This is a genomic window from Alteromonas sp. 4NH20-0056 (genome assembly GCF_057539655.1).
Map to the genome: position 1 here is coordinate 172747 of NZ_BAAJLS010000004.1, position 20510 is coordinate 193256.

Here is a 20510-nt window from a genome sequence, read left to right on the forward strand (position 1 = left end):
GCCCCGTAAATGACAACAATAAAAAACCGCCAATAGCGTATGCCGTTGGCGGTTTTTTTTATGAGAATAACTTAGTTAGTGAAGGTAACTGAAAAAGTGACCGGTACTGTTGTGGTGATACTTTTCAGCCCGGCTATGTTTTGTAGCGCAGCAATCCCTTTTGCAAGATCGAATGCGTCAGCCTTAATTAATGTAGGCGCGGTGGTCGAGACGCTTAACGTATTCTCACTGACCTTACTTATTTGAACCGAGAACGCGGTCGGTACCGCTTTACCATGAAGCGACAGCACGCCGTCAACTTTACTCCTAACGACATCGCCCACTTCGAGCGCCATCATTGATTTAGGCAACGTGGCCTCAAACTGCGCAGTCGCATATTTTTCTACATGGAAAAGCATGCTGCGCATCCGCTCATTTCGAATATCAATATTCGTATTTACCGATGCTAAATCGACCGATACGGAAAGTTTTCCGCTATCACTAAGTGCACCACTAATGTCTTCGAATTTGTGTACTTCGGTAATTTGTACATTTTTTGTGGAAAGAAAATGCAGCACACTATCGTCACTGTTCATTTTCCATTCGGCAACAGCAGGGCATGTAAAACCACATGCTAGCAACGCTATCGTTAGCGCCTTGATACCTGTTTTCATGGGATACTCCTTTAAAAATAAATTGAATCGTGGGCAGAGCACAAAGACCCAGAGTCGATAAGCAACAAGGGGTGCCAACACATCTTTGTGTTAGCACATACTATTACGGCTTATTGCTTATGTGGGTTTACAAAATCGTTATATTGGATGACATCTTGCCACTTCACCCGTTGATCGCCCATAACAACAAAGTCTGGGTTTTCAAGTGAATGGCGTTTGTTGTAGGTAAGAGGTTCAAAGTTTGCTGCTGAAATGCTGCCGCCCGCTTCCGACACAATGCATTGTGATGCGCCGGTATCCCATTCGCCAGTTATGCCGATACGCATAAACACATCCGCTTTACCTTCTGCGATAAAGCACGCTTTTAATGAACAGCTACCTAATGGAAGCGTTTGATAAACACGTTCATCGCACATGCGTGAAAGTACTTTTTCTCTCGATTGACGCCTACTAATCGCAATAATAACCGCGCTAGTATCAGGGTCATCAAGTTCTCGAACTGACAGCTTTTCATTACCTTCGGGTGACGACTTATACGCCCCATTACCTTTAGAAGCGTAATAAAGTGATTGACCAGGAGGCCAGAAAATCACTCCAATAGCAGGCTGATTATTCTCGATAAGGGCAATATTAACGGCAAAGTCACCACTGCGAGCAATAAACTCTTGTGTGCCGTCGATAGGATCGATAAGCCAATAACGCGGCCAATCTTTGCGCTCGTCTAAACTGGCGTGTTTGTTTTCTTCCGAAAGAATAGGAATATCGGGTGTCAGCGTGCTTAGACGTTTCGTTATGATGTCATTGGCGAGGTAATCTGCGCTGGTTACCGGCGAGTCGTCTTCCTTTTGATAGGCGTCAAAATCGCCATGATCATAAACTTTTAATACGGCTTCACCCGCTTCAACAGCGGCGTCTTTCGCTATGGTTAGTAAATCATCATACGTGTTTGAGGGCATAGGTTACTGCTCCTTAATCCACTTTTGAGTAAGTAAAAGTGCGGCAATGCAGCGAGCTTCAATAAAGTCTTCCCGTGCTAATAATGCATCAGCATCAGCAAGGGGCCAATGAATCACTTCTAATGGCTCTGGCTCATCACCTTCCAATGTTTCAGGGTAGAGGTCTTGAGCGATTACGATGGTCATATTGGCATTAAAAAACGTGGGTGCCATGCTCACTTTATGCAATTCTGATAGTGAATTAGCACCATAACCCGCTTCTTCTTTAAGCTCTCGGTTAGCCGCTTCTAGGGCGCTTTCGCCTGGGTCGATAAGGCCTTTTGGAAAGCCGAGTTGGTAAGAGTGTGTGCCTGCAGCATATTCACGGATTAATACCAACGTATCATTATCATACATTGGAACAATCATTACTGCGCCGCGATTACCGCCGGCCATGCGTTCGAATTGACGTTTTTCTCCGTTAGAAAATTCAAGGTCGAGGCTCTCAACTCTGAAGAGTTTACTCTGAGCAACGATTTCTCGATGATGAATTTGCGGCAACGGTTTATTGGGATCAATTTTTCGCATGTCTCTCGCTACAACTTTGTTATCATACCTTCAGTAACAAGCTTACTTCATTATAAGGAAAATCGCTTGCCCTTTCTGCCCTGGAATGAAATAGATACCGTGCTTCTTGATATGGATGGCACCCTATTAGACCTACACTATGATAATCAATTTTGGTTACATCATTTGCCAAAACGCTTAGCTGAGATACGCGGTATTTCAGCGCAAGAGAGCCAACGGGAAATGGAAGCGCGGTACGAGAGTGTCTTTGGACAAATTCAATGGTATTGCCTCGACTATTGGGCGGAGTCATTAAACATGGACCTAGAGCAAGAGTTTATGCCACTTAAGCGGGAGCTAGCGCATTTACTAAGGCTGCGCGACGATACCATACCGTTTCTTAAAGCCTTGCATGAATCTGGCAGAGAAGTGGTTTTGGTGACCAATGCGCACCCTAACAGTTTGGCCTTAAAGATAGAGCATACTCAACTTGATGCGCATATCGACAATTTGATATCGACTCATGAGTTTGGTGTTACCAAAGAATCGCAGGAATTATGGAAAAAACTTAATGCGAGAGTAAAGTTTGATAGCAGTCGAACACTCTTTGTTGATGACTCTCTACCCATTTTAACTTCTGCACAAACCTATGGGATCCGCCATTTGCTTGCCGTAGATAATCCAGACAGCACGCTGCCAAATCGAAACATTACCGACTTTCCAGCCGTAAAAGACTATCGCACAATGATTGACGATATTCTTGCTCACCCTGTTAACAAATAAGGAATGCGCAGCCTATGAACTCACAGCTTTATGTCGGGTCGCAGAACCCGGTGAAGGTGAATGCAGCACTTAATACATTATGCGATACGCTTGAGCAAGATTTTAGTGCTGAAGCGATGTCGGTACCTAGCGGCGTTTCTAATCAGCCTATGAGCGAAGACGAAACGCGTCATGGTGCTATTAACCGGGTAGAAGCCATGCTTGAGTTGCATGATGGTGGTGAACAAAATGCATGGTACGTTGCAATCGAAGGGGGTGTTGATGTCTTTGAAGATGGGCCGGCCACTTTTGCTTATGTGGCTATTTATCATCAGGGACATTGGTCGGTGGGACGAAGCGCAAGTTTACCCTTGCCTGTCAGTGTTTATCAGGCGCTACAACGAGGTGAAGAGTTAGGCACGGTAATGGATAAATTGTTTAATACTGTAAACGTTAAGCAAAAAGGAGGCGCCATAGGCCTACTTACCCACAACCATGCAAGCAGGCAGAGCGTCTATGAAGTCGCATTAACCCTCGCGATGGCAAAATTTCATTTTCCTGACCTTTACACTAATTAGCATCACGTGGTTTTGCTCGCTCAATTACACCCTGCAATCTTTACTGAATAAAGTAAACTTTTCCAAACGGCGCGGCGAGATACTGAGATGTCGTGCCGCCCTCTGTGATGCATCCCATTGTTTGTAATGATAAAAATTATTTTTTTATAAGGTGGCGTTCTTGTTGCAAGTGGTTAAAGCCAAACGTAATAAGGAGCATAACGATGAGCGAGACAATCAATACTTACAACCCTGCCACGGGCGAAAAGTTAGATCACTATCATTTGATGAGCAGCGATGACGCTGATCATGCGGTTACACGTTCTCAGGAAGCCTACATTAACTGGCGTAAAACCTCATTTGAAACCCGCGCAAAACTATTTAATACACTCGCTGATCTCATGGAAGCCCGAGTCGACGACCTTGCTAGCTTAATGACCAGAGAAATGGGGAAAGTTGAAGCACAGGGAAGACAAGAAGTTGAGCTATGCGCACAAATTTGCCGCTACACCGCTGAACACGGTGCGTCGTTTTTAGAAGATGACCACAGAATTTTTGAAGGTGGCCGAGCCATCGTCACATATCAACCACTCGGGGTAATCTTAGGCATTCAACCTTGGAACTTCCCGCTTTATCAGGTTATTCGTTACAGCGCTTGTAATATTATGGCGGGTAATACCACCGTACTGAAACACGCTAAAAACGTTTTCGGCATGGCGCTCGCTATTCAACAGTTGTATGAAGATGCAGGTTTTCCAAAAAACGTTTATCAATCGCTGTTGATAGACGGCAAAACTGCAAGCGGGCTGATTAAGCATAAATATGTAAGAGGCGTAACCTTTACCGGCAGTGATGAAGTAGGCAAAAGCGTAGCGAAAGAAGCGGCTGCGATGTCGAAAAAAACCGTAATGGAGCTTGGCAGTAACGATGCTTATTTGGTGTTGTCTGATGCAGATATCGATATCGCAGTAGAAACCTGCATTAAGGGCCGCGTAATTAATAATGGCGAAACCTGTGTCGCCGCTAAACGATTCGTCGTGGTAGACAGCGTGTACCAAGCGTTCACTGAGAAATTCATTGCCCAATGTAAGCGCCTTAAAGTTGGCGACCCGACTGACGATGCAACCGACTTGGGGCCAATGGCGCGAGAAGATTTACGTGATGAGTTGCACGAACAAGTGAAAACGTCGATAGACAAAGGTGCTACGCTATCGTTAGGTGGAGAAATACCGGATAACAGCGGTTATTACTATCCCATTACGGTATTGGAGGATGTATCTCCAGGTATGCCTGCGTATGATGATGAGCTGTTTGGCCCCGTAGCGTCTATTATTAAAGCAAGAGATGACAAGCAGGCGATGGAGATAGCGAATGACTCTCGATACGGTTTAGGTGGCGGTATTTTCAGCACCGATACTGACCGTGCTATTTCATTGGCGAAGAACGAGTTTGATACCGGTATGATTAATATCAACGGCTACTCGTTAGCACAACCCAATCTGCCATTTGGCGGCGTAAAAGACAGTGGTTACGGCCGTGAGCATGGTGGCTTTGGTATCAGAGAGTTTGTTAACATCAAAACTATCATGGTGGCAGAGCAGCGCCCTGAATAAGGGTTACTTGCCAAATAGAAAGATACGTCGCCCCTTCGCGGGGAACGTATCTTTTTTAGTATTCAGCACACACCGAGTGAACGTGCAAAAAGGAACCACAATGAAAAATAACAGTGCGAAAAGGCCGATAGTAAGCCGTCTACCGTTGTTGGGGGCTGCCCTGTTATTTTCACTGCATGGTATTGCAGCAGACAATGCTAAAACCGATAACGCAATGCGTTGTGAGGGAGTATCGGTTCAAGTGCTAGGCTCGGGTGGGCCAGAGCTCGACGATGGCAGGGCGTCGAGTGCGTATCTTGTGTGGTACCACAACGAGGCGAAGGTGTTGGTTGATGCCGGTAGTGGAAGTAGTGTGCAATTCGGTGCAGCGGGCGCATCGTTTGAAACCGTAGACGCTATTTTACTCTCTCACTTACATACCGATCATGCAGCAGACTTACCCGGTTTTGTTAAAGGGAGTTACTTCGGCACGCGCGCTGAAGACTTGCCCATTATTGGGCCGGCTGGCAATGACATAATGCCGTCTACCGACCGCTATATTGAGGCGCTACTTGGAAATAAGGGCGCATTCCGCTATTTATCGTCGTATACACAAGCAGAACAAGATGACTATCTGCTTACCCCTATTTCTGTCACCGACACGCCGTTTAGTTACGATATTAACCCGTCGGTAAGCGTATCGGCGATAGACGTACATCACGGTCCCATTCCAGCACTGGCGTGGAAAGTGAATGTGAATGGTTGCATTGCAGTATTTTCTGGTGATACGAATGATGCCGATGGCACGCTGAGTGAGTTTGCAACGCAGGCTGATATCTTGGTGCTTCACAATGCAATAGACGATGCAGCCGGCAGTACAGCAAAGCAGTTACACATGACACCCACACAACTTGTAGATATTGCATCAACATCTAAAGCCAAGCGGGTGGTGATATCTCATATTATGAAACGCAGCGAACCTGGGCTCAGTGCGTTAACTGACGCGATTGCCGTTATCGCGCCAGGCCGTGTTTATGCTGCGCAAGATTTAATGAATATTTCGTTAAACCCTTAGCAATGTCGGGTTTATTGCGCGAAAGGTAAAGGAATGGTTTCGCCGTTAAGTACCGCTACGCCATCAGCTAGGCCCATTGTGGCAGTATAGGCGTCACCGTCAGAGACAATGAAGCCTTGTCGTAAAAATGCCTTCATCACCTCTGGGACTTGCTGGTCGACCGTCGCCATAAGTTCTTGAGGTGTCATGTTTTGTACCTGAGGGTTAGTGGCAAGTTGTGACAGCACATAGCTGCTCATCGCTTTTTTCGCAACGCCTTCATCCATCGTAACGTTTGCATCTGCAACAATATGGCTTACCCAAAACGCAGGGTCTTCTAGCATGTCAGGCAGCGCATCAACACCGCTCACTTGGGTATTTACGTGCGCAGTAAATTTACCCTCTGGCAGCGTGCCTGATAATTGAGTGATATTAATTGCTGGGGATTTTTGCAAGAAGTCTAGCAAGTTTTCCTCTATAAAGCTTTTAACCAGTTCAGGCACTAACTCAGGCTTAGTGGTCAGCGTTGCATTGCTAATGTCTTGGTAAGCTTTAATGAAGTCCGTGTCTAACTGCTTTGCTTCCATAGCAAACACCGCATCGTGTAGCGTTAAGTCAGGCGAACGCATTGAAGAAACTTTGTATTCGAAAAACGCATCAACAAGGTTGTTATCTTCGTCAATATCGGTGCGAGACGCTAATGAAAGATCTTCCATCACAAAAAGAGGTGTCTCACCATCAATCGCATTATCGCTAGATACTGTCGTCTCCTTTAAATTAAGGCTGAAGGTCGATTCGAATAGCTCCCCTTTTATGGCCTTAATAAGGCTCCCCGACCACTGCATTTCCATGTCCATGTCGTTCATGGCAATCACCATGCCATCGCCCACAATAGTAACGTTAGGTATTGTGCTTTCATAATGCGTCACGTCGCCACTACCCTCTGCCTCACCGTCAAAGCCTGAAAACGTCAGCGTTATATCTTCGTCTTCATCGATAAACGTTAAGGCTGGCACCGTGTCTGAGAAGTCAGTGCTACCGAATAGCCCTATTACGCCTTTGTTTGCATAAAGGGGAGTGTTGCTCTCCCATTCTACGTACTCTCGCAGTGCGTCGCCTTCAATATGCAAATTATACTGTAGTCTACCAACACCTACGCCGTCGCCCATATAAACCGGGCCTTGATGTGCAACAATGTTTGCAATAAAAGTCGGGTTTTCCGCTTGCTCAATGTCGCTTTGGTCTATTTGCTGCGCCTTAAGCATTGCTTGTAAATCAAAGCCCACTTCAACTTGTGCGGTGGTGGTAAACCACCCTTTTTCGTAAGACACTACATTGGCGCTGTATACAGGGTGTTCATCAATATTAGCTATGGCGCTATTAAATTTTGATTCAAGGCCATTCCCGATGAAGTGTGGTGCGATGAGAAGTGCACCTAATGTAGCGCCAGCGCTAAGTAAAAGTGGTTTATTCATAATTACATTCCCTTGTTCTGTGAGTGTGTCAGCGTACTGTTATAGTTTTATAGTGGTGTAGCCACTTGCATCTGGTTTGCCAAACAGGCTAGCCGCTTGATGCACTTCATTGGGCAGTGACGCATCAGGCTTAAATTTCCCATTAACTGAGAATTTTTTTGTTAATGGAGAAACGGTAGCATCGATACTTAAGCCTAATAAGTTGGGCTCGGCTACCGTAATGCCAATGTCTTCACCGTCACATCGAAGCGACGCCGAGTACGTTCCGAAGTCAATGGGGCCTTGTGTGCCTGCCACAGTCGCATTCAGCCAGTCACCTTTGCCACTAAGTGCATTACATGCTGGGCCAAAATCTAGCGTTTCTAACGCGACTTTGAAACGACCTCCTGCATTGACCGGCAGTGGGAGTCTAACCTGTGCAATAACCCTATCTACCGGTAAGTAAATGGTCATATCTTTTACAATAACGCGAGACTGCGAAAACAGCCCTGTGCGAACCGGGCCTTCAAATGCAATATCGTTCAGATTTCTGATGTTGCCAGCTTTCAAATCTGCATGCAGTTTACCGATAAAAAACGCCCAAGGATTAATATCCCATTTTACATTGTTTATGGGTAAGCCATTCACCACAACGCTTTGTGCTTTACCTTCAAGTAGGGTGCCAGACACACCGCTGACTGCTACGTTTTTTGGCAATGCTATTCTGCCTATCACATGAATAGCCGGCATGTAAGCGATAGCAAAAATAAGAAAGGCGACAATACCGCCAATGATCCACGTAACTGTTACCTTCATGCTTTTCCTAACTGTAATCGACGTATTTTTATGTAACCGGCTGAATCGGCCTCTGCAATATCGGCCTGTAGAATGACAATGCCCATCGCTTCCATTCCTTTAAGCCAGTCGAGCACGTTATTAAATGGTGCTTGATCTACCCATACTTGTAAGTCTTCACCGTTGGGTTGCATGCGTGATATTTCAATGTCGTGTCGTGCGGTTGTACGGTTAACGGCTTGTGGAAGCGAACCTGAAAATGCGCGCTTACCGCTGCTACTTCTGCGAAGCTGTTGTGCGCGCATGGCGCTATCTTGAACCCATGTTAGCAGTGCTTGTTGGTTATCTAGCAATTGTTTCTGTTGATGCAAACTTGCATTAAGCGGCGACCAAATCGCAAAGTAAAAAATAGCAATGAGGACTACCACACCGCTTATTAGCACAAGGCGCTGCTCGCGTTCTGTGAGCGCTTTGTATTTATCTAGTAATGCTTTCATGATGCACTCCTAATCGATACTGTACCCACCACGCCGTTATCTCTATTGTTAAAGGCGCCTTGCTCAACAACAAATCCTGCGCTCTCGGCTAGCTTTTTAAATTGCTCTAAGGCTTCAAAATTCTTTCCTTGAGCCTGAATGCGAATTTCAGTGCGTGTTGAGTCAAATCGTAGTGTTTGTGGCGTAATTTTTGTGGCAGCAAACGCCGGAGTGAGTTGGTCAAGCATGATTAACATCGACGCATCACCGCCGCCTTGCTCTAACTTTGCCAGTTCAGACTGTAACTTTAGCTTAACGTTACGTACCATGCCTAGGTTAGGAAAGCCGGCTTTAACGGCGGCGTTAATATCGGCTTTAAGTGCGGCATTTTGTGATTCAAGTTGGTACAAGGTTACCGTTTTGTCTATGAGGCTAGTGGCGAGTACGATTACTGCAAGCACCGCTGCGGTGCGCCATTGAGACCATCCGCTACTGCGCTTTCTTTTTACTTTATATTCACCCTGGTAAAGGTTGAACTTGCTCGCTAATGCTTCTTTTGCCAGCATATGCATGGGCAGTTCAAGTGGCGCCTCTGAAATGGTGGTGTTCGGCATGCCGTCAAGTGGTAAGCCAGCATAGTTGGTAATCGTCACTGCTTCTTCTTGTTGCGAGGCAAAGTGACTAAGCATTGGGAGCAACCACGTTTGTTCGCCCTGCATGCCTTTAAAACTGTCCTGTCGAACCAGCAATTGTTCGCCTAATGTAAGGATAGACCAGCCGTTTTCTGTTACCGGTACTGCAAGTACGTCGGGGATCAACGTGTCACAGAATAACCCTGCATTACTGAGCCATTGTTGCCACATCGTCATTTTGTCATGACTGACTACCGCTACAGCCTGTTGGTCACCATTTTTAGGGCCAATAGCAAAAAACTGCTCACTGATATCGGTTGCCAATTCATCTTCAAGCATGAAGGGTAATGCAGAAAGCACTTTTCGACCGGCTCGAGGTGGCAGCGTAACCCATTTCAGTAAAATATCGCTACTTGGGGCAAGCGCAATAACAGGCCGTTGACCGACACGCTCTGCGAGGGTAGATAACGCCATAGCATTAGGAAGTTCTCCCGACGCAATTATTTCTTCTTCCTGCGTTGACCAGACCAACCAGCTTATGGGGTCGGTCTCTGTCGCGCCCAATCTTACTAGGAGCTGTTCCATTAATTAAATCCTCCAAACTCGCGTTTCAATATGCTTACGCCCGCATCTTTGTTTGCTTGAAACACGGTGGAAAGCTTAAAGGTTGCTTTATTGTAGCGGGTCTTAGTATGCAAAATAAAATATTCGGTAGTGACAGCGAACCATGCTTGTCGCGTATTGTTTAAACTCAGTGCTTGAATAACAGGCTCGCTAAGAAAATCTGCTGCTTTTTCCCACCCGTCAGGTGGTCGATTTCCAATTAAGCTGGTGGCTTCTTGGATATCTAACCCCGTTACGCCGGCCAGTAACGCGGCGTGCTCAGGCTTAAGCGTATTGACGTTAATAATGAGCTCTTGGTTATCAGGAATAACGCATACCAGAGGCATTAGTTCATTTATCCACGCCGGTGACGCGCCGTTTATAATACGTAATTCCGTCTTAGATGCCAGCGGGTTATTGGCAGCGAGATAAGGAAATTCACGGGATTCATACTCACTGTCCTCAGCGCCATAAGAGCGCATTCGGTCATCGTCATCAACCCAATCGGCCAGACTATCTCGTAAGGTGTCTGCCGTATAGTTATCTAGCCCGTCTATTTGCATGGCTAATAACATGGATTGGAATGCGGTCATGGCTTCGGTAGGTTGATTGCGTGACGCGGTACTTGAAGTATTCTCACCCTGTAAAATAGCGTTTAAATTAAAGCATGCGCGCAAGTCTTCTAAGTTGGCTTGCAGCCCGCCGTTCTCTAATGGATACACAAACTCCTGCGCCCAAGGCTGGCTTAGCGTTATTTTATCGCGCGTTTCGTCCATTAAATCTTGAATAGATTTTCGTGCGAACGCTTCTGCACCGCGTGCATACCAATACGCTTGGTTATTGTCTTTAAGATTCATGGTGCGCTGAACTTGTAATTGCAGCCTAGCGCCCATTTCGGTCGCAAGCACTACGACTAAGGCAACGATCATCAGCACAATCATAAGGGCAACACCCTTTTGTTTGCTTGGCGCTTGAGGAGGGAGACGACGCATTATAGCCCTCCTATTGCAAATTCACGCCGTATTAGGCCGAAGTCTTTACTCACAAACTCAACGGCTACCGCGCGAGGTAATGCAGTACCTTTATAGCTGTCAGACCATTTATCTTCTTTAAGGCCTTCTTCACTATTATTTGATGGCGCAATAAATTCGACTTTGAAACTTTCTATATTCTCTAATAGTGGCCTGACCTTGGGCTCATGACCAATAACGTTGTCGAGATAATTACTGTATACGCGCTCTAATTTTTCTTCACGTAACCGATAGGCTACATACTGTAATGTGCTTCGTGGCAGCATAAGTTGAGGGTTGTGCCAGCCACTTCGTACAAAGCCGATACCATCATCGTCACTTTCCGCTGTTTCGCCCCCGGCCATGACAACTTCTTGCATTTCCCCTTCTACTCTAATGGGGCGCGGTACAGCCTGTTGAATGTCTCTTTCGATAGTGATCATGGCGCGTTGCAAAGCTTGGAGCTTATCAAAGCGCGCTTCTGACAAATCATTACTATCGATAACGGTGGTAAGCAAGCCGGTTGATGCTAGGCCTATTAGCGTAAAAATAGCCATTGCAATTAAGATTTCTAGTAAGGTAAAGCCTTGATGGTGACGTTGTGTTCTTTGCATCACGAGCCATCCGACGTAGGGCGCGCAACGAAGCTCGTAACCGAGGTAACACTGGAACTGTAGTCTTCGGCCTCGCCAACAGAAATGGTTACCGCTCTTAAACTAGCATCGTTCGTTTTCGCTACCGTTTGTTGCCAGTACCATGTGCGGTCAGCCATTTCCATGCTGCCTTTTAAGTTGTTTTTTGGTGGCCACGTATTTTCAAGTTGAACTTGATTAAGACGATTGCTTGCCACCCACCCAGCGAACGTAACCGACTCAATTTGCCCTACGCTACTGAGGTGTTCACCCGATGCCTTTAATATTGCTGTACCTGTGAGGGCGAAAATAAGCAGTGCCACCATGACTTCCAGAAGGGTTAACCCTCGTTGGCGCGACGCACGGCTCGCGTGAGATAAAAACGCCATTATTGTGGTTGCTCCAATGGCCCTTCCAATGCCAAAGGCGGAAGTTCTTTGTTTAAAAGGGTGAAATAGACAGGCTCGTCATCAAAATCGCCTTCATAGTTGAAGGTAAGGGTAAATGGCGTAATGTCGCCACTGGACATAATTAAGATTTGTGGAGGCGGAAGCTTCTTGTCTTCGTCGCTTCCAATATCAACGCCATCACTTGAAACACTGAGGTTTTCATCAAATATATCGCGGTCAAACAACCTGTCTTCAGTGTCCCAAGGAAGGTCGTCTAAGTTCAACGTAAATGTAAATGGCTCAGGTAGGGTATAGGTGTCGTATATTTTCTCACCTTCTAGCCGTTGCCACTCGTTATCTTCGTCCAGGTACACAAAAAAGTACGCATTGTCTTCTTGCTCTACCCGAATGCCCAGCTGCTGTTGATTAAGTACAGCAAAGTCGCTGGCCATATCAACAATGACTTGAAGGCGCTGTGCCTGGCTTTTTAGTAGGTCGCTTTTGCTTGCGCCAAATGCATTAAACACGACATAGCCGGCAGCAATGCCCATGAGCAGTAGCACAAGCATAACTTCTATTAGTGTAAAGCCTTTTAAAGCGTGCTTTTTACTATTGCACTGGCGCATAAAAACCTAGGGTGTTTAGTTAAGGTATTCGTTAATGTTCCAGTTACCTATATCGTCATCGGTACCGGGTTCGCCGTCGGGGCCATTTGAAAAAATATCCACTACTCCTAGCTCCCCTGGGCTGATAAGGGCATAAGGGTTACCCCATGGATCTTCTGGTAAGCGCTTAATAAAGCCGCCTGTTGGATAGTTTCTTGGAATAGGGTCGATAGTGGGTGCCGCAACCAGTGCTTCAAGCCCTTGCTCTGACGTGGGGAAACGATTGTTGCGCAACTTATACATTTCAAGTGCGCTCTCGATTTGTTGGATATCGACAGCGGCTTTCTTCAATTGCGCCTCTTCTTGATTCCCAAGTATTTGTGGTGCAACCATTGAGGCCATGATGCCTATAATAAGCAACACGACCATCACTTCAATCAAACTAAATCCAGAACTACGTTTTAAGGTTTTCATTAGATATTCACCATATTATTCAATGCTAAAATTGGCTGCAAAATTGCCATGACAATAAACAGAACAATGCCTGCCATTGTGACAATTAGTAAAGGTTCGAAGACTTTAAGTGAGACACCAATAAGCGCCTCAAATTCCCTATCTTGGTTATCTGCAGCACGCGCGAGCATACTTTGAAGCTCGCCCGACTTTTCACCCGATGCGATCATATGCATCATCATTGGTGGAAACATTTTTGTATTGTCCAGTGCAGCGCGAAGGCTACTCCCTTCTTTTACATTAATCGCAGCATCTGCGACTTGATTCTTTATATGTTGGTTTTCAAGCACGTCGCCGGATATACGCATGGCATCAAGTAGCGGCACTGCGCTGGCACTTAAAATACTTAAGGTACGTGCGAAACGCGCGGTATTTAACCCTCTTGATACGCGCCCAAGTAACGGCAGTTTTAGCAGCACCCGATGATAGCGAAGTTTCATGGCTTTCTGCTGAAGCAGTCGTTGTGCAATCACAATAAGCACGGCGATGGCGAGCAACATAAAAATACCGTAGTTTTGGAGCCACGTACTCACCGCAATAAGAAATTGCGTAATACCTGGTAGGTCTTGGCCCATGTGGTCAAATTGGCCTACGATTTTTGGCACCACAACGGTCAATAACAGCAATACAATGCCCATAGCAAAGAACAACATAAGCGACGGATAAATCATGGCCTGTGTAATTTGACTACGTGTCTGCTGGCGTCGCTCAGTGTAATCAGCTAATCGGTTTAATACGGTATCTAAATGACCGGATTTTTCACCGGCAGCGACCATGGCGCGATATAAGTCGTCAAATACACTTGGAAATTCAGACAAGGCTTCTGCTAATCCTCGGCCTTCAACCACTTTACTGCGCACCGCCATCATCATATTTTTTTGACGGGGCTTTTCACATTGTTCGCCAACGGCTAACAACGCCTCTTCTATTGGAAGGGCTGATTCAACCAGTGTAGCTAATTGGCGGGTAAGCAATGCAAGATCGGAGGCTGAAATACGCGGTTTGAACAGTGCATTAATGAAGCCTTGGTTGTTGTGCTGGTTGCGTTCAACAACCTGCTCAACTTCTATTGGTATTAACCCTTTTTCGCGCAGCTGTTGACGTGCCTGGCGAGCGTTATCGCCTTCCAGTACACCTTGCGTATTTCGACCACGGTTGTTGACCGCTTTGTAGGCAAATGCGGGCATACTAGTCCTCCCTCGTTACTCGAAGCACTTCTTCTAACGAGGTAACACCAGTGAGAACCTTGCGGCATCCATCTTCACGAATGCTTGGCGTATTATGGCGAATATACTTTTCTATGGCTTGCTCACCAACACCTTCGTGCATCATTTCACGTACTTTTTCATCAACAATAAGCAACTCATGAATGCCCGTTCTTCCGCGGTAACCTGTTTGATTACATGCAGCACAGCCATGTGCAGAATAAATGGTCATCGCGGTTGCGCTATCAATCCCAAGCACTTCACGCTCTGAAGCATCTGGGTTACGAGGCACCTTACAGTCTTCGCACAGCGTACGTACAAGACGCTGTGATAACACGGCTAATAAACTAGAGGACAGCAAAAACGGCTCAATGCCCATATCTTCTAAACGTGTAATTGCCCCGGCAGCGGTGTTGGTATGCAGCGTAGACAGCACCAAGTGGCCGGTTAAACTGGCTTGTACCGCAATTTGCGCGGTTTCAATATCTCGAATCTCACCCACCATGACTACATCAGGGTCTTGACGCAAGATGGCGCGCAACCCTCTGGCAAAGGTCATATCAACGCGCGGATTAACTTGCGTTTGCCCAATACCAGGTAAGTCGAATTCAATAGGGTCTTCAACCGTTAGGATATTTCGGTCGCGGGAGTTAATTTCGGTAAGGCCTGCATATAGCGTGGTACTTTTACCTGAGCCTGTCGGACCGGTTACCAAAATAATGCCGTGGGGTTTACGAATTAGCGTTGAAAAATGGTCGCGGTTGGCTTTTGTCATGCCTAAATCTTCAAGATTTAGGCGCGCGTTATTTTTATCAAGTAAACGTAATACAACGCGTTCGCCATGGCTAGAAGGCATGGTAGATACACGAACATCTACTGCTCTGCCCGCAATGCGCAGCGTAATGCGACCGTCTTGCGGCACTCGCTTTTCTGCAATATCTAGTTTGGCCATGACTTTTATGCGCGACACCAACATCGAGGATAGCTTGCGGCTGGGGCGCAATATCTCTCGAAGAACACCGTCAACACGAAACCTAACCACTAACTGGTTTTCAAAGGTCTCAATATGAATATCTGATGCACCTTCTTTAATCGCTTCACCTAACATAGCGTTGATAAGCTTGATGATAGGGGCATCGTCTTCACTGTCTAGCAGGTCTTCTGTGTCTGGTAGGTCTTCGGCAAGCGCAAACAAATCGCTCTCGTTACCTAAATCTTCCATTAACTGCTTTGCGGCAGAACTGTCGCGCTGAAACGCGTTGGTCAGTAAGTTTTCAAACTCATCAGCCGGTATAGTTTTCGGCATGAACGGTTCGCCATAAAAACGGCGGACTTCGGCAAATACGTCAAAAGGCGTATTTTCGGTGAAATATAATACCGCAGGTGTTTCGTTCACTTCCAAGAGGACTTGATTGCGTTTCGCAAAACTGAATGAAAGCTGCTGTGGGCCACCTTCATCAACCTCGGGCAACCCGTCTTCATGCATCGCTTCTAACGCTTCTTCCTGGGCTTCTACAGCCATGGTTAGCTGATCATTTTGACCCGCCATACTAGTCGTTACCTTCTTCTATGCGCTTATCTTTTTCTGAAATGTATTCTTCAAAAGAGGGCGGCAACGACAATGCGTCATCCCAGTTTGGCATAGATGGGCCTACCGCAGACGGCATTAACGATACACCTTCTTGCTGGCGCTTAAGCTGAAGAGCGCGAATATAATTGTATTTACGATGGCTAATGGCATTCATGGTCGCGCCATCTCTTACAATTGTTGGCTTTAAAAACACCATAAGATTGCGTTTACGTTTAGACGTTGAGCTGGTTTTAAATAAATGACCAAGAATTGGAATGTCGCCCAAAAGCGGTACTTTAGACACGCTTTCTTGGATGTCTTCATCAATTAAGCCACCAAGCACAATGGTCCCGCCATCATCCACGATAACCGTAGTTTTGATTTCGCGCTTATTGATAGAGATATCTACTGATGTAGCGCCGCTTACACTCGACACTTCCTGTTCTATAAGTAGTTGTACAGCATCGCCTTCGTTAATTTGAGGCGTGACTTTCAGTTTAATACCTACTTCTTGGCGGTCGACAGTTTGGAATGGGTTAGAGTTGTTTGCGCCGGTTGTGGTACCAGTAATAATTGGAACTTCCTGGCCTACAATGAAAAATGCTTCTTCGTTATCCATAGTAGTAAGGTGAGGCGTTGCAAGAATATTCGAGTTGGTATCATTGCTAACGGCTTGGACTACTGCGCCCCAACCATTTTCAATAATGCCAGCTATCATACCATTCGCGCCACCAAGTAAACTGGCTAGCGAGGTAAAGTCACCCTCTATGGTTTCCGTTGAGGTAACCACTTCGCCATTGGCGGTGATATTGGTTTGGTTTACTTCACGGTCTTCGGCTTGGCGTAGCGCCACACCTAATGAACCAACCGGAATAACCCCGTTATTAAATTGTGTACCGCCACCGGCTTCTGATACCAGCTGAACGCCGAGCGTAGTGCCATCACCTTCAAATATTTCAACGATAATCGCTTCTACCTGAACCTGAGCGCGGCGGACGTCTAGTTGGCGCACTACTTCTTCTAGCGAGCGCATCATGTCAGGCTCTGCCGTGATCACAAGGGCATTTGAATCTTCGTGAGATTCGATACTAACATCACGATTATTGTTGCCCGCTCGTCGCGTGGTACCTGATGAACTCTGTTCTTCTGCTTTGATGCTAGCTGATACACCTTGCAGCACTTTCACTAAATCGTCAGCTTTCGCGTAATTGAGAAACATTACGCGCGTATTACCGTTAGTTTCTAGCTCTTGGTCCATACGTTGAATTAATGTGATCAGGCGCTGTCGTGCTTTTTCGTCGCCACTTACAATAACCGAGTTGGTTCTGTCGTCAGCAACAACACGAGGCTCTGATTTATCGCCAGTTGCCGCTTTACCTTGTGATTTATTGATGCTGTCGATGATACGCACCATCTCTGAGGCAGAGGCATAGCGAAGCTTTACAATTTCGACTTCTTCATCACCGGCACGGTCAACACGCTCGATGATTTCAACAAGACGGTTAACAACGGCAGCACGGCCTGTCAGCATCATTACGTTGGAAGGATCGTGGCTAACTACGTTACCACCGCCCGCTTGGTCATTAAGTTGACGTAGAATAGGTGCCAATTCGCGTACTGGTACATTGTAAACAGGGACAACACGGGTGATCATTTCGTCACCATCGCGATTTGCGCCTTCTACAACAGGAATATTGGACGTTTTTGCGTCTTTAGAACGTACAACTTTAAGAATGCCGCTTGGCATTTCTACCACTGCAAAATCGTAAACCTGCAGCACATTCATAAAAAATTGATAATACTGTTCTTCATCAAGCATGTCGTAACTACGTACGCTGATTTTTCCGCGTACGTTAGGGTCGACGATAATGGTGCGTTCTAAGTTTTTGCCCACGATATTAATAAATTCATTAATGTCGGTATCTTTGAAGTTAGGCATATACTCAGCGGCGGTAACTGAGAAGCAAAGAAGCGCTGTGCACATTGCGGTGCTCACGCGAGATAACAATTTGTGGCTTATGCGCCTTTTCATTCCGTCGTCCTTTATTTCTTATTCTACTGATGGCTTAACGTGCTTACCTTGCCCTGTTTTTATTATTCTGAAGCAGAAGGTAAATCAAGGTAAAGCGTGGTTAAACTACCATCACGAATTATTGTAAGTTCAAGGGTTTGTGCATTTCTTAATTCAGATAATGCCTCTTGAGATTGCTGCATGTCGGTTAGATCTAACCCGTTAATTTGTGAAATCACATCGCCCGCTTTTAATCCTGCCGACTTAAATAAAGCAGGTTCAATCCCGGGGCTTACTTGATAACCAATAAGTTGCCCTTCATTAGTCTTGGGTGATATGGAGATAAAATCAGTGAAGCTGGCTGGTCGTTGGCGTAGTGCCGTCGTTGCTTCAACCGCTTCTCTAGAAAGTTGACGAACCTCATTGTCTTGCTGACGAGGTGAAGCTGCCGATGCAGTTTGCACCTGCTGTGCTCTTCGTCGATTCGCTTCTTCGAAGTCGATACCATCTAGCATTAGGGTTTCGTTTCGAACCCCATTTTTGATAATAACCCTGTCGGTATAAACACGTTGTAATGTTGCGTTGGTACCTTCAATTTTTTCACCAAGACCATATACTGCTTGGCTTCCTTTATTTTCTATTATCGCGGTGCCTGCATTTTCAATAGAGCTAGAAACCACCCCAGTTAACACCAAATTCAGCCGCGTTTCAGGCGCATCTGTAATGTCTGCTGCTTCTACGGGCTTGGGTTTCGCGGTAGCGTTACCAAATAAATTTAGCTGTTGTATTTTCTTTATATCGACCCCACTTTGCCCTGATGGCGATGAAATAGGGGCGATTCGTGATGCAGTAGGTGTCGCGGATAATTGAGGTTCAGGTATAATTCGCCACATTAACTTAGCGGCAAATGCAATTAAATATAGGCTTAACAGTACTACGACAATAGTGCGAAGTCGCTTCTGGTGCTGGCTTACGTATAAAGCCAGAGTGTGTGCGTTTGGTTTATTGAATGTCATGCTGCCACTGATGGTACTGCTTATTATAATAAAGTGAAAATTTGGTTAACCGCGCTTTAGCGACCCATCATAGCCTAGTCAAGGTAAGGGTCACAACACTAAAGCTCTAGCATTACGAAAATATTACATGAGCCAATTGGAAAGCAACAATACAACACAAAATATCAGACTGGACAAGTGGCTATGGGCAGCACGCTTTTTTAAGACGCGTGCGATAGCCAGAGAAATGGTTCAGTCTGGAAAAGTGCACTATAACGGCCACCGAGCTAAGCCAAGTAAGAATGTAGAGCTAGGTGCTATGATTAAAGTTCCCGCAGGATGGGATTCTCGAACAATAGAGGTGCTGGGTTTAAGTGATAAAAGGCTCAGTGCGGCGTTGGCGCAAGGGTTATATGTTGAAACGGCTGAAAGTGTAACAAAACGTGAAGAAAACCAAGCTGCTCGAAAATTGAACGCATTTCACAGCCCTAAGCCCGACAATAGGCCTGATAAAAAACAGCGCCGACAAATTATTAAATTTAAGCAGCAATAGTTTGCTAACGAACAGGATCCACCTATGAGTGCTTTTGATCAACTACACCGTTTTATTTTTACGCAGGCCAATGTCCGTGGCGAGCTTGTGCGTCTTGATGAAAGCTTGCGCAGTATTGTGCATAGCTATGAATACCCAAAGCAAATTCAGCGCTTATTGAGCGAAATGGCAGCCGCCACATCACTACTCACCGCAACATTGAAGTTTAAAGGCGAGATTGCGTTACAGATTCAAAGTAAAGGGCCGGTTAGCTATGCGGTTATCAATGCGACGCATGACCAAACACTTCGAGGTGTGGCGCGTTGGGATGATTCATTACCTTCTTTACCTGAAACGTTCGGTGAGCTGTTAACCGAAGCGGTCTTGGTTATGACCATAACCCCTGATGAGGGAGAGCGTTATCAAGGTGTGGTTGCGCTAGAGAAGCCTACGTTAGCAGAGTGTCTAGAAGAATACTTTACGCAGTCTGAGCAATTGGCTACGCGCGTGCATCTAATGACAGATTTGGCTAATCCAAACAATGCAAAGGCGGCAGGCGTGTTGCTTCAAGTATTACCTACTGATGCCAGTGCGACTGATGTGTCACAAGCAACCGAGTTTGAGCATATCTCTACACTTACAGAAACCCTGTCAGAAGAAGAAATGTTCACACTGCCGGTAAACGACATTCTGTTCCGTCTGTACCACCAAGAAGACGTAGAGCTTTACCCTGCGCAGCCCGTATCGTTTGCGTGTACGTGTTCAAAAGAACGCAGTGCTGAGGCACTTCGCCATGTGGCCAAAGAGGAGCTGATGGCAATCGTAGAGGAAGACGGTGCGATTAAAATGAATTGTCAGTATTGTCATACAGAATATACGTTTGACAGTATTGATGTTGAAGTAATCCATAGTGGTAACCACACCGCTTCGCAAACAAATCAGTAAATCAGTGTAGAGGCGTTGGGTAC

The 20510-nt window shown here is 46.0% G+C and carries 22 protein-coding genes; 6 read left to right on the plus strand and 16 right to left on the minus strand.

What is annotated here, in order from left to right; all coding sequences use genetic code 11:
- Positions 1–71: 71 nt before the first annotated feature.
- The 3 genes from AC27EZ_RS09400 to nudE form a co-directional block, all read right to left on the minus strand.
- Positions 72–653: a YceI family protein gene (locus AC27EZ_RS09400; protein ID WP_487135078.1), complete on the minus strand. Its 582-nt coding sequence runs from the start codon at positions 651–653 to the stop codon at positions 72–74.
- Between the two features lie 110 nt (positions 654–763).
- Positions 764–1609: a 3'(2'),5'-bisphosphate nucleotidase CysQ gene (gene cysQ, locus AC27EZ_RS09405; protein ID WP_487135079.1), complete on the minus strand. Its 846-nt coding sequence runs from the start codon at positions 1607–1609 to the stop codon at positions 764–766.
- Between the two features lie 3 nt (positions 1610–1612).
- On the minus strand, positions 1613–2176 hold the full coding sequence (gene nudE / locus AC27EZ_RS09410) for an ADP compounds hydrolase NudE (RefSeq protein WP_487135080.1): 564 nt from the start codon (positions 2174–2176) through the stop codon (positions 1613–1615).
- 66 nt (positions 2177–2242) lie between these two features.
- Between nudE and yrfG the strand changes: the two genes are divergently transcribed.
- The 4 genes from yrfG to AC27EZ_RS09430 all read left to right on the plus strand — a co-directional run bounded on the left by yrfG (position 2243) and on the right by AC27EZ_RS09430 (position 6141).
- Entirely contained in the window at positions 2243–2938 is a 696-nt protein-coding gene (gene yrfG / locus AC27EZ_RS09415; protein WP_487135081.1) for a GMP/IMP nucleotidase, read from the plus strand.
- A 14-nt stretch (positions 2939–2952) separates the two neighbouring features.
- Entirely contained in the window at positions 2953–3495 is a 543-nt protein-coding gene (gene yjjX, locus AC27EZ_RS09420) for an inosine/xanthosine triphosphatase (protein WP_487135082.1), read from the plus strand.
- Positions 3496–3698: 203 nt separating this feature from the next.
- The gene (locus tag AC27EZ_RS09425; protein WP_487135083.1) at positions 3699–5087 is read left to right on the plus strand and encodes an NAD-dependent succinate-semialdehyde dehydrogenase; all 1389 of its coding nucleotides are present in this window, start codon (positions 3699–3701) and stop codon (positions 5085–5087) included.
- 100 nt (positions 5088–5187) lie between these two features.
- Positions 5188–6141 carry an MBL fold metallo-hydrolase gene (locus tag AC27EZ_RS09430; protein WP_487135084.1) on the plus strand — a complete coding sequence of 318 codons (954 nt, stop codon included), beginning with the start codon at positions 5188–5190 and terminating at the stop codon, positions 6139–6141.
- Between the two features lie 11 nt (positions 6142–6152).
- Here AC27EZ_RS09430 and AC27EZ_RS09435 read toward each other — a convergent pair whose 3' ends face one another.
- The 13 genes from AC27EZ_RS09435 to gspC all read right to left on the minus strand — a co-directional run bounded on the left by AC27EZ_RS09435 (position 6153) and on the right by gspC (position 19031).
- The gene (locus AC27EZ_RS09435) at positions 6153–7595 is read right to left on the minus strand and encodes a YdgA family protein (protein ID WP_487135085.1); all 1443 of its coding nucleotides are present in this window, start codon (positions 7593–7595) and stop codon (positions 6153–6155) included.
- A 39-nt stretch (positions 7596–7634) separates the two neighbouring features.
- Positions 7635–8390 carry a type II secretion system protein N gene (locus AC27EZ_RS09440; RefSeq protein ID WP_487135086.1) on the minus strand — a complete coding sequence of 252 codons (756 nt, stop codon included), beginning with the start codon at positions 8388–8390 and terminating at the stop codon, positions 7635–7637.
- Positions 8387–8866 carry a type II secretion system protein GspM gene (gene gspM, locus AC27EZ_RS09445; protein ID WP_487135087.1) on the minus strand — a complete coding sequence of 160 codons (480 nt, stop codon included), beginning with the start codon at positions 8864–8866 and terminating at the stop codon, positions 8387–8389. Before gspM ends, AC27EZ_RS09440 begins: the two co-directional genes overlap by 4 nt.
- Positions 8863–10062 carry a type II secretion system protein GspL gene (gene gspL, locus AC27EZ_RS09450; protein WP_487135088.1) on the minus strand — a complete coding sequence of 400 codons (1200 nt, stop codon included), beginning with the start codon at positions 10060–10062 and terminating at the stop codon, positions 8863–8865. Before gspL ends, gspM begins: the two co-directional genes overlap by 4 nt.
- The gene (gene gspK, locus AC27EZ_RS09455) at positions 10062–11072 is read right to left on the minus strand and encodes a type II secretion system minor pseudopilin GspK (RefSeq protein WP_487135089.1); all 1011 of its coding nucleotides are present in this window, start codon (positions 11070–11072) and stop codon (positions 10062–10064) included. The genes gspL and gspK overlap by 1 nt, the downstream gene beginning before the upstream one ends.
- Positions 11072–11704, minus strand: coding sequence for a type II secretion system minor pseudopilin GspJ (gene gspJ, locus AC27EZ_RS09460; protein ID WP_487135278.1), 633 nt, complete (start codon positions 11702–11704; stop codon positions 11072–11074). The genes gspK and gspJ overlap by 1 nt, the downstream gene beginning before the upstream one ends.
- Complete coding sequence (gspI, locus tag AC27EZ_RS09465) at positions 11704–12111, minus strand: type II secretion system minor pseudopilin GspI (protein ID WP_487135090.1); 408 nt, start codon at positions 12109–12111, stop codon at positions 11704–11706. Before gspI ends, gspJ begins: the two co-directional genes overlap by 1 nt.
- A complete protein-coding gene (gene gspH, locus AC27EZ_RS09470) occupies positions 12111–12737 on the minus strand; it encodes a type II secretion system minor pseudopilin GspH (protein ID WP_487135091.1) in 627 nt (208 codons plus the stop codon). Before gspH ends, gspI begins: the two co-directional genes overlap by 1 nt.
- A gap of 15 nt (positions 12738–12752) precedes the next feature.
- Positions 12753–13190, minus strand: a complete 438-nt coding sequence (gspG, locus tag AC27EZ_RS09475; RefSeq protein WP_487135092.1) for a type II secretion system major pseudopilin GspG — start codon at positions 13188–13190, stop codon at positions 12753–12755.
- Positions 13190–14416 carry a type II secretion system inner membrane protein GspF gene (gspF, locus tag AC27EZ_RS09480; protein WP_487135093.1) on the minus strand — a complete coding sequence of 409 codons (1227 nt, stop codon included), beginning with the start codon at positions 14414–14416 and terminating at the stop codon, positions 13190–13192. The genes gspG and gspF overlap by 1 nt, the downstream gene beginning before the upstream one ends.
- A gap of 1 nt (position 14417) precedes the next feature.
- The gene (gspE, locus tag AC27EZ_RS09485) at positions 14418–15983 is read right to left on the minus strand and encodes a type II secretion system ATPase GspE (RefSeq protein WP_487135094.1); all 1566 of its coding nucleotides are present in this window, start codon (positions 15981–15983) and stop codon (positions 14418–14420) included.
- A 1-nt stretch (position 15984) separates the two neighbouring features.
- Positions 15985–18036: a type II secretion system secretin GspD gene (gspD, locus tag AC27EZ_RS09490; RefSeq protein WP_487135095.1), complete on the minus strand. Its 2052-nt coding sequence runs from the start codon at positions 18034–18036 to the stop codon at positions 15985–15987.
- 62 nt (positions 18037–18098) lie between these two features.
- On the minus strand, positions 18099–19031 hold the full coding sequence (gspC, locus tag AC27EZ_RS09495; RefSeq protein ID WP_487135096.1) for a type II secretion system protein GspC: 933 nt from the start codon (positions 19029–19031) through the stop codon (positions 18099–18101).
- Positions 19032–19158: 127 nt separating this feature from the next.
- On the opposite strand from gspC, the gene hslR reads away from it, so the two are divergent.
- Positions 19159–19563, plus strand: a complete 405-nt coding sequence (hslR, locus tag AC27EZ_RS09500; RefSeq protein WP_487135097.1) for a ribosome-associated heat shock protein Hsp15 — start codon at positions 19159–19161, stop codon at positions 19561–19563.
- Between the two features lie 24 nt (positions 19564–19587).
- Complete coding sequence (hslO, locus tag AC27EZ_RS09505) at positions 19588–20487, plus strand: Hsp33 family molecular chaperone HslO (protein ID WP_487135098.1); 900 nt, start codon at positions 19588–19590, stop codon at positions 20485–20487.
- Positions 20488–20510 lie beyond the last annotated feature (23 nt).

What these genes read in the sequence shown, in the direction of transcription:
- gspM (WP_487135087.1), bottom strand. Translation starts at nt 8,866, where the DNA reads ATGAAAGCATTACTAGATAAATACAAAGCGCTCACAGAACGCGAGCAG.
- AC27EZ_RS09430 (WP_487135084.1), top strand. Translation starts at nt 5,188, where the DNA reads ATGAAAAATAACAGTGCGAAAAGGCCGATAGTAAGCCGTCTACCGTTG.
- AC27EZ_RS09440 (WP_487135086.1), bottom strand. Translation starts at nt 8,390, where the DNA reads ATGAAGGTAACAGTTACGTGGATCATTGGCGGTATTGTCGCCTTTCTT.
- gspC (WP_487135096.1), bottom strand. Translation starts at nt 19,031, where the DNA reads ATGACATTCAATAAACCAAACGCACACACTCTGGCTTTATACGTAAGC.
- nudE (WP_487135080.1), bottom strand. Translation starts at nt 2,176, where the DNA reads ATGCGAAAAATTGATCCCAATAAACCGTTGCCGCAAATTCATCATCGA.
- gspJ (WP_487135278.1), bottom strand. Translation starts at nt 11,704, where the DNA reads ATGCAAAGAACACAACGTCACCATCAAGGCTTTACCTTACTAGAAATC.
- cysQ (WP_487135079.1), bottom strand. Translation starts at nt 1,609, where the DNA reads ATGCCCTCAAACACGTATGATGATTTACTAACCATAGCGAAAGACGCC.
- gspD (WP_487135095.1), bottom strand. Translation starts at nt 18,036, where the DNA reads ATGAAAAGGCGCATAAGCCACAAATTGTTATCTCGCGTGAGCACCGCA.
- AC27EZ_RS09400 (WP_487135078.1), bottom strand. Translation starts at nt 653, where the DNA reads ATGAAAACAGGTATCAAGGCGCTAACGATAGCGTTGCTAGCATGTGGT.
- gspH (WP_487135091.1), bottom strand. Translation starts at nt 12,737, where the DNA reads ATGCGCCAGTGCAATAGTAAAAAGCACGCTTTAAAAGGCTTTACACTA.
- gspG (WP_487135092.1), bottom strand. Translation starts at nt 13,190, where the DNA reads ATGAAAACCTTAAAACGTAGTTCTGGATTTAGTTTGATTGAAGTGATG.
- hslO (WP_487135098.1), top strand. Translation starts at nt 19,588, where the DNA reads ATGAGTGCTTTTGATCAACTACACCGTTTTATTTTTACGCAGGCCAAT.
- yjjX (WP_487135082.1), top strand. Translation starts at nt 2,953, where the DNA reads ATGAACTCACAGCTTTATGTCGGGTCGCAGAACCCGGTGAAGGTGAAT.
- gspI (WP_487135090.1), bottom strand. Translation starts at nt 12,111, where the DNA reads ATGGCGTTTTTATCTCACGCGAGCCGTGCGTCGCGCCAACGAGGGTTA.
- gspF (WP_487135093.1), bottom strand. Translation starts at nt 14,416, where the DNA reads ATGCCCGCATTTGCCTACAAAGCGGTCAACAACCGTGGTCGAAATACG.
- gspE (WP_487135094.1), bottom strand. Translation starts at nt 15,983, where the DNA reads ATGGCGGGTCAAAATGATCAGCTAACCATGGCTGTAGAAGCCCAGGAA.
- AC27EZ_RS09425 (WP_487135083.1), top strand. Translation starts at nt 3,699, where the DNA reads ATGAGCGAGACAATCAATACTTACAACCCTGCCACGGGCGAAAAGTTA.
- gspL (WP_487135088.1), bottom strand. Translation starts at nt 10,062, where the DNA reads ATGGAACAGCTCCTAGTAAGATTGGGCGCGACAGAGACCGACCCCATA.
- gspK (WP_487135089.1), bottom strand. Translation starts at nt 11,072, where the DNA reads ATGCGTCGTCTCCCTCCTCAAGCGCCAAGCAAACAAAAGGGTGTTGCC.
- AC27EZ_RS09435 (WP_487135085.1), bottom strand. Translation starts at nt 7,595, where the DNA reads ATGAATAAACCACTTTTACTTAGCGCTGGCGCTACATTAGGTGCACTT.
- hslR (WP_487135097.1), top strand. Translation starts at nt 19,159, where the DNA reads ATGAGCCAATTGGAAAGCAACAATACAACACAAAATATCAGACTGGAC.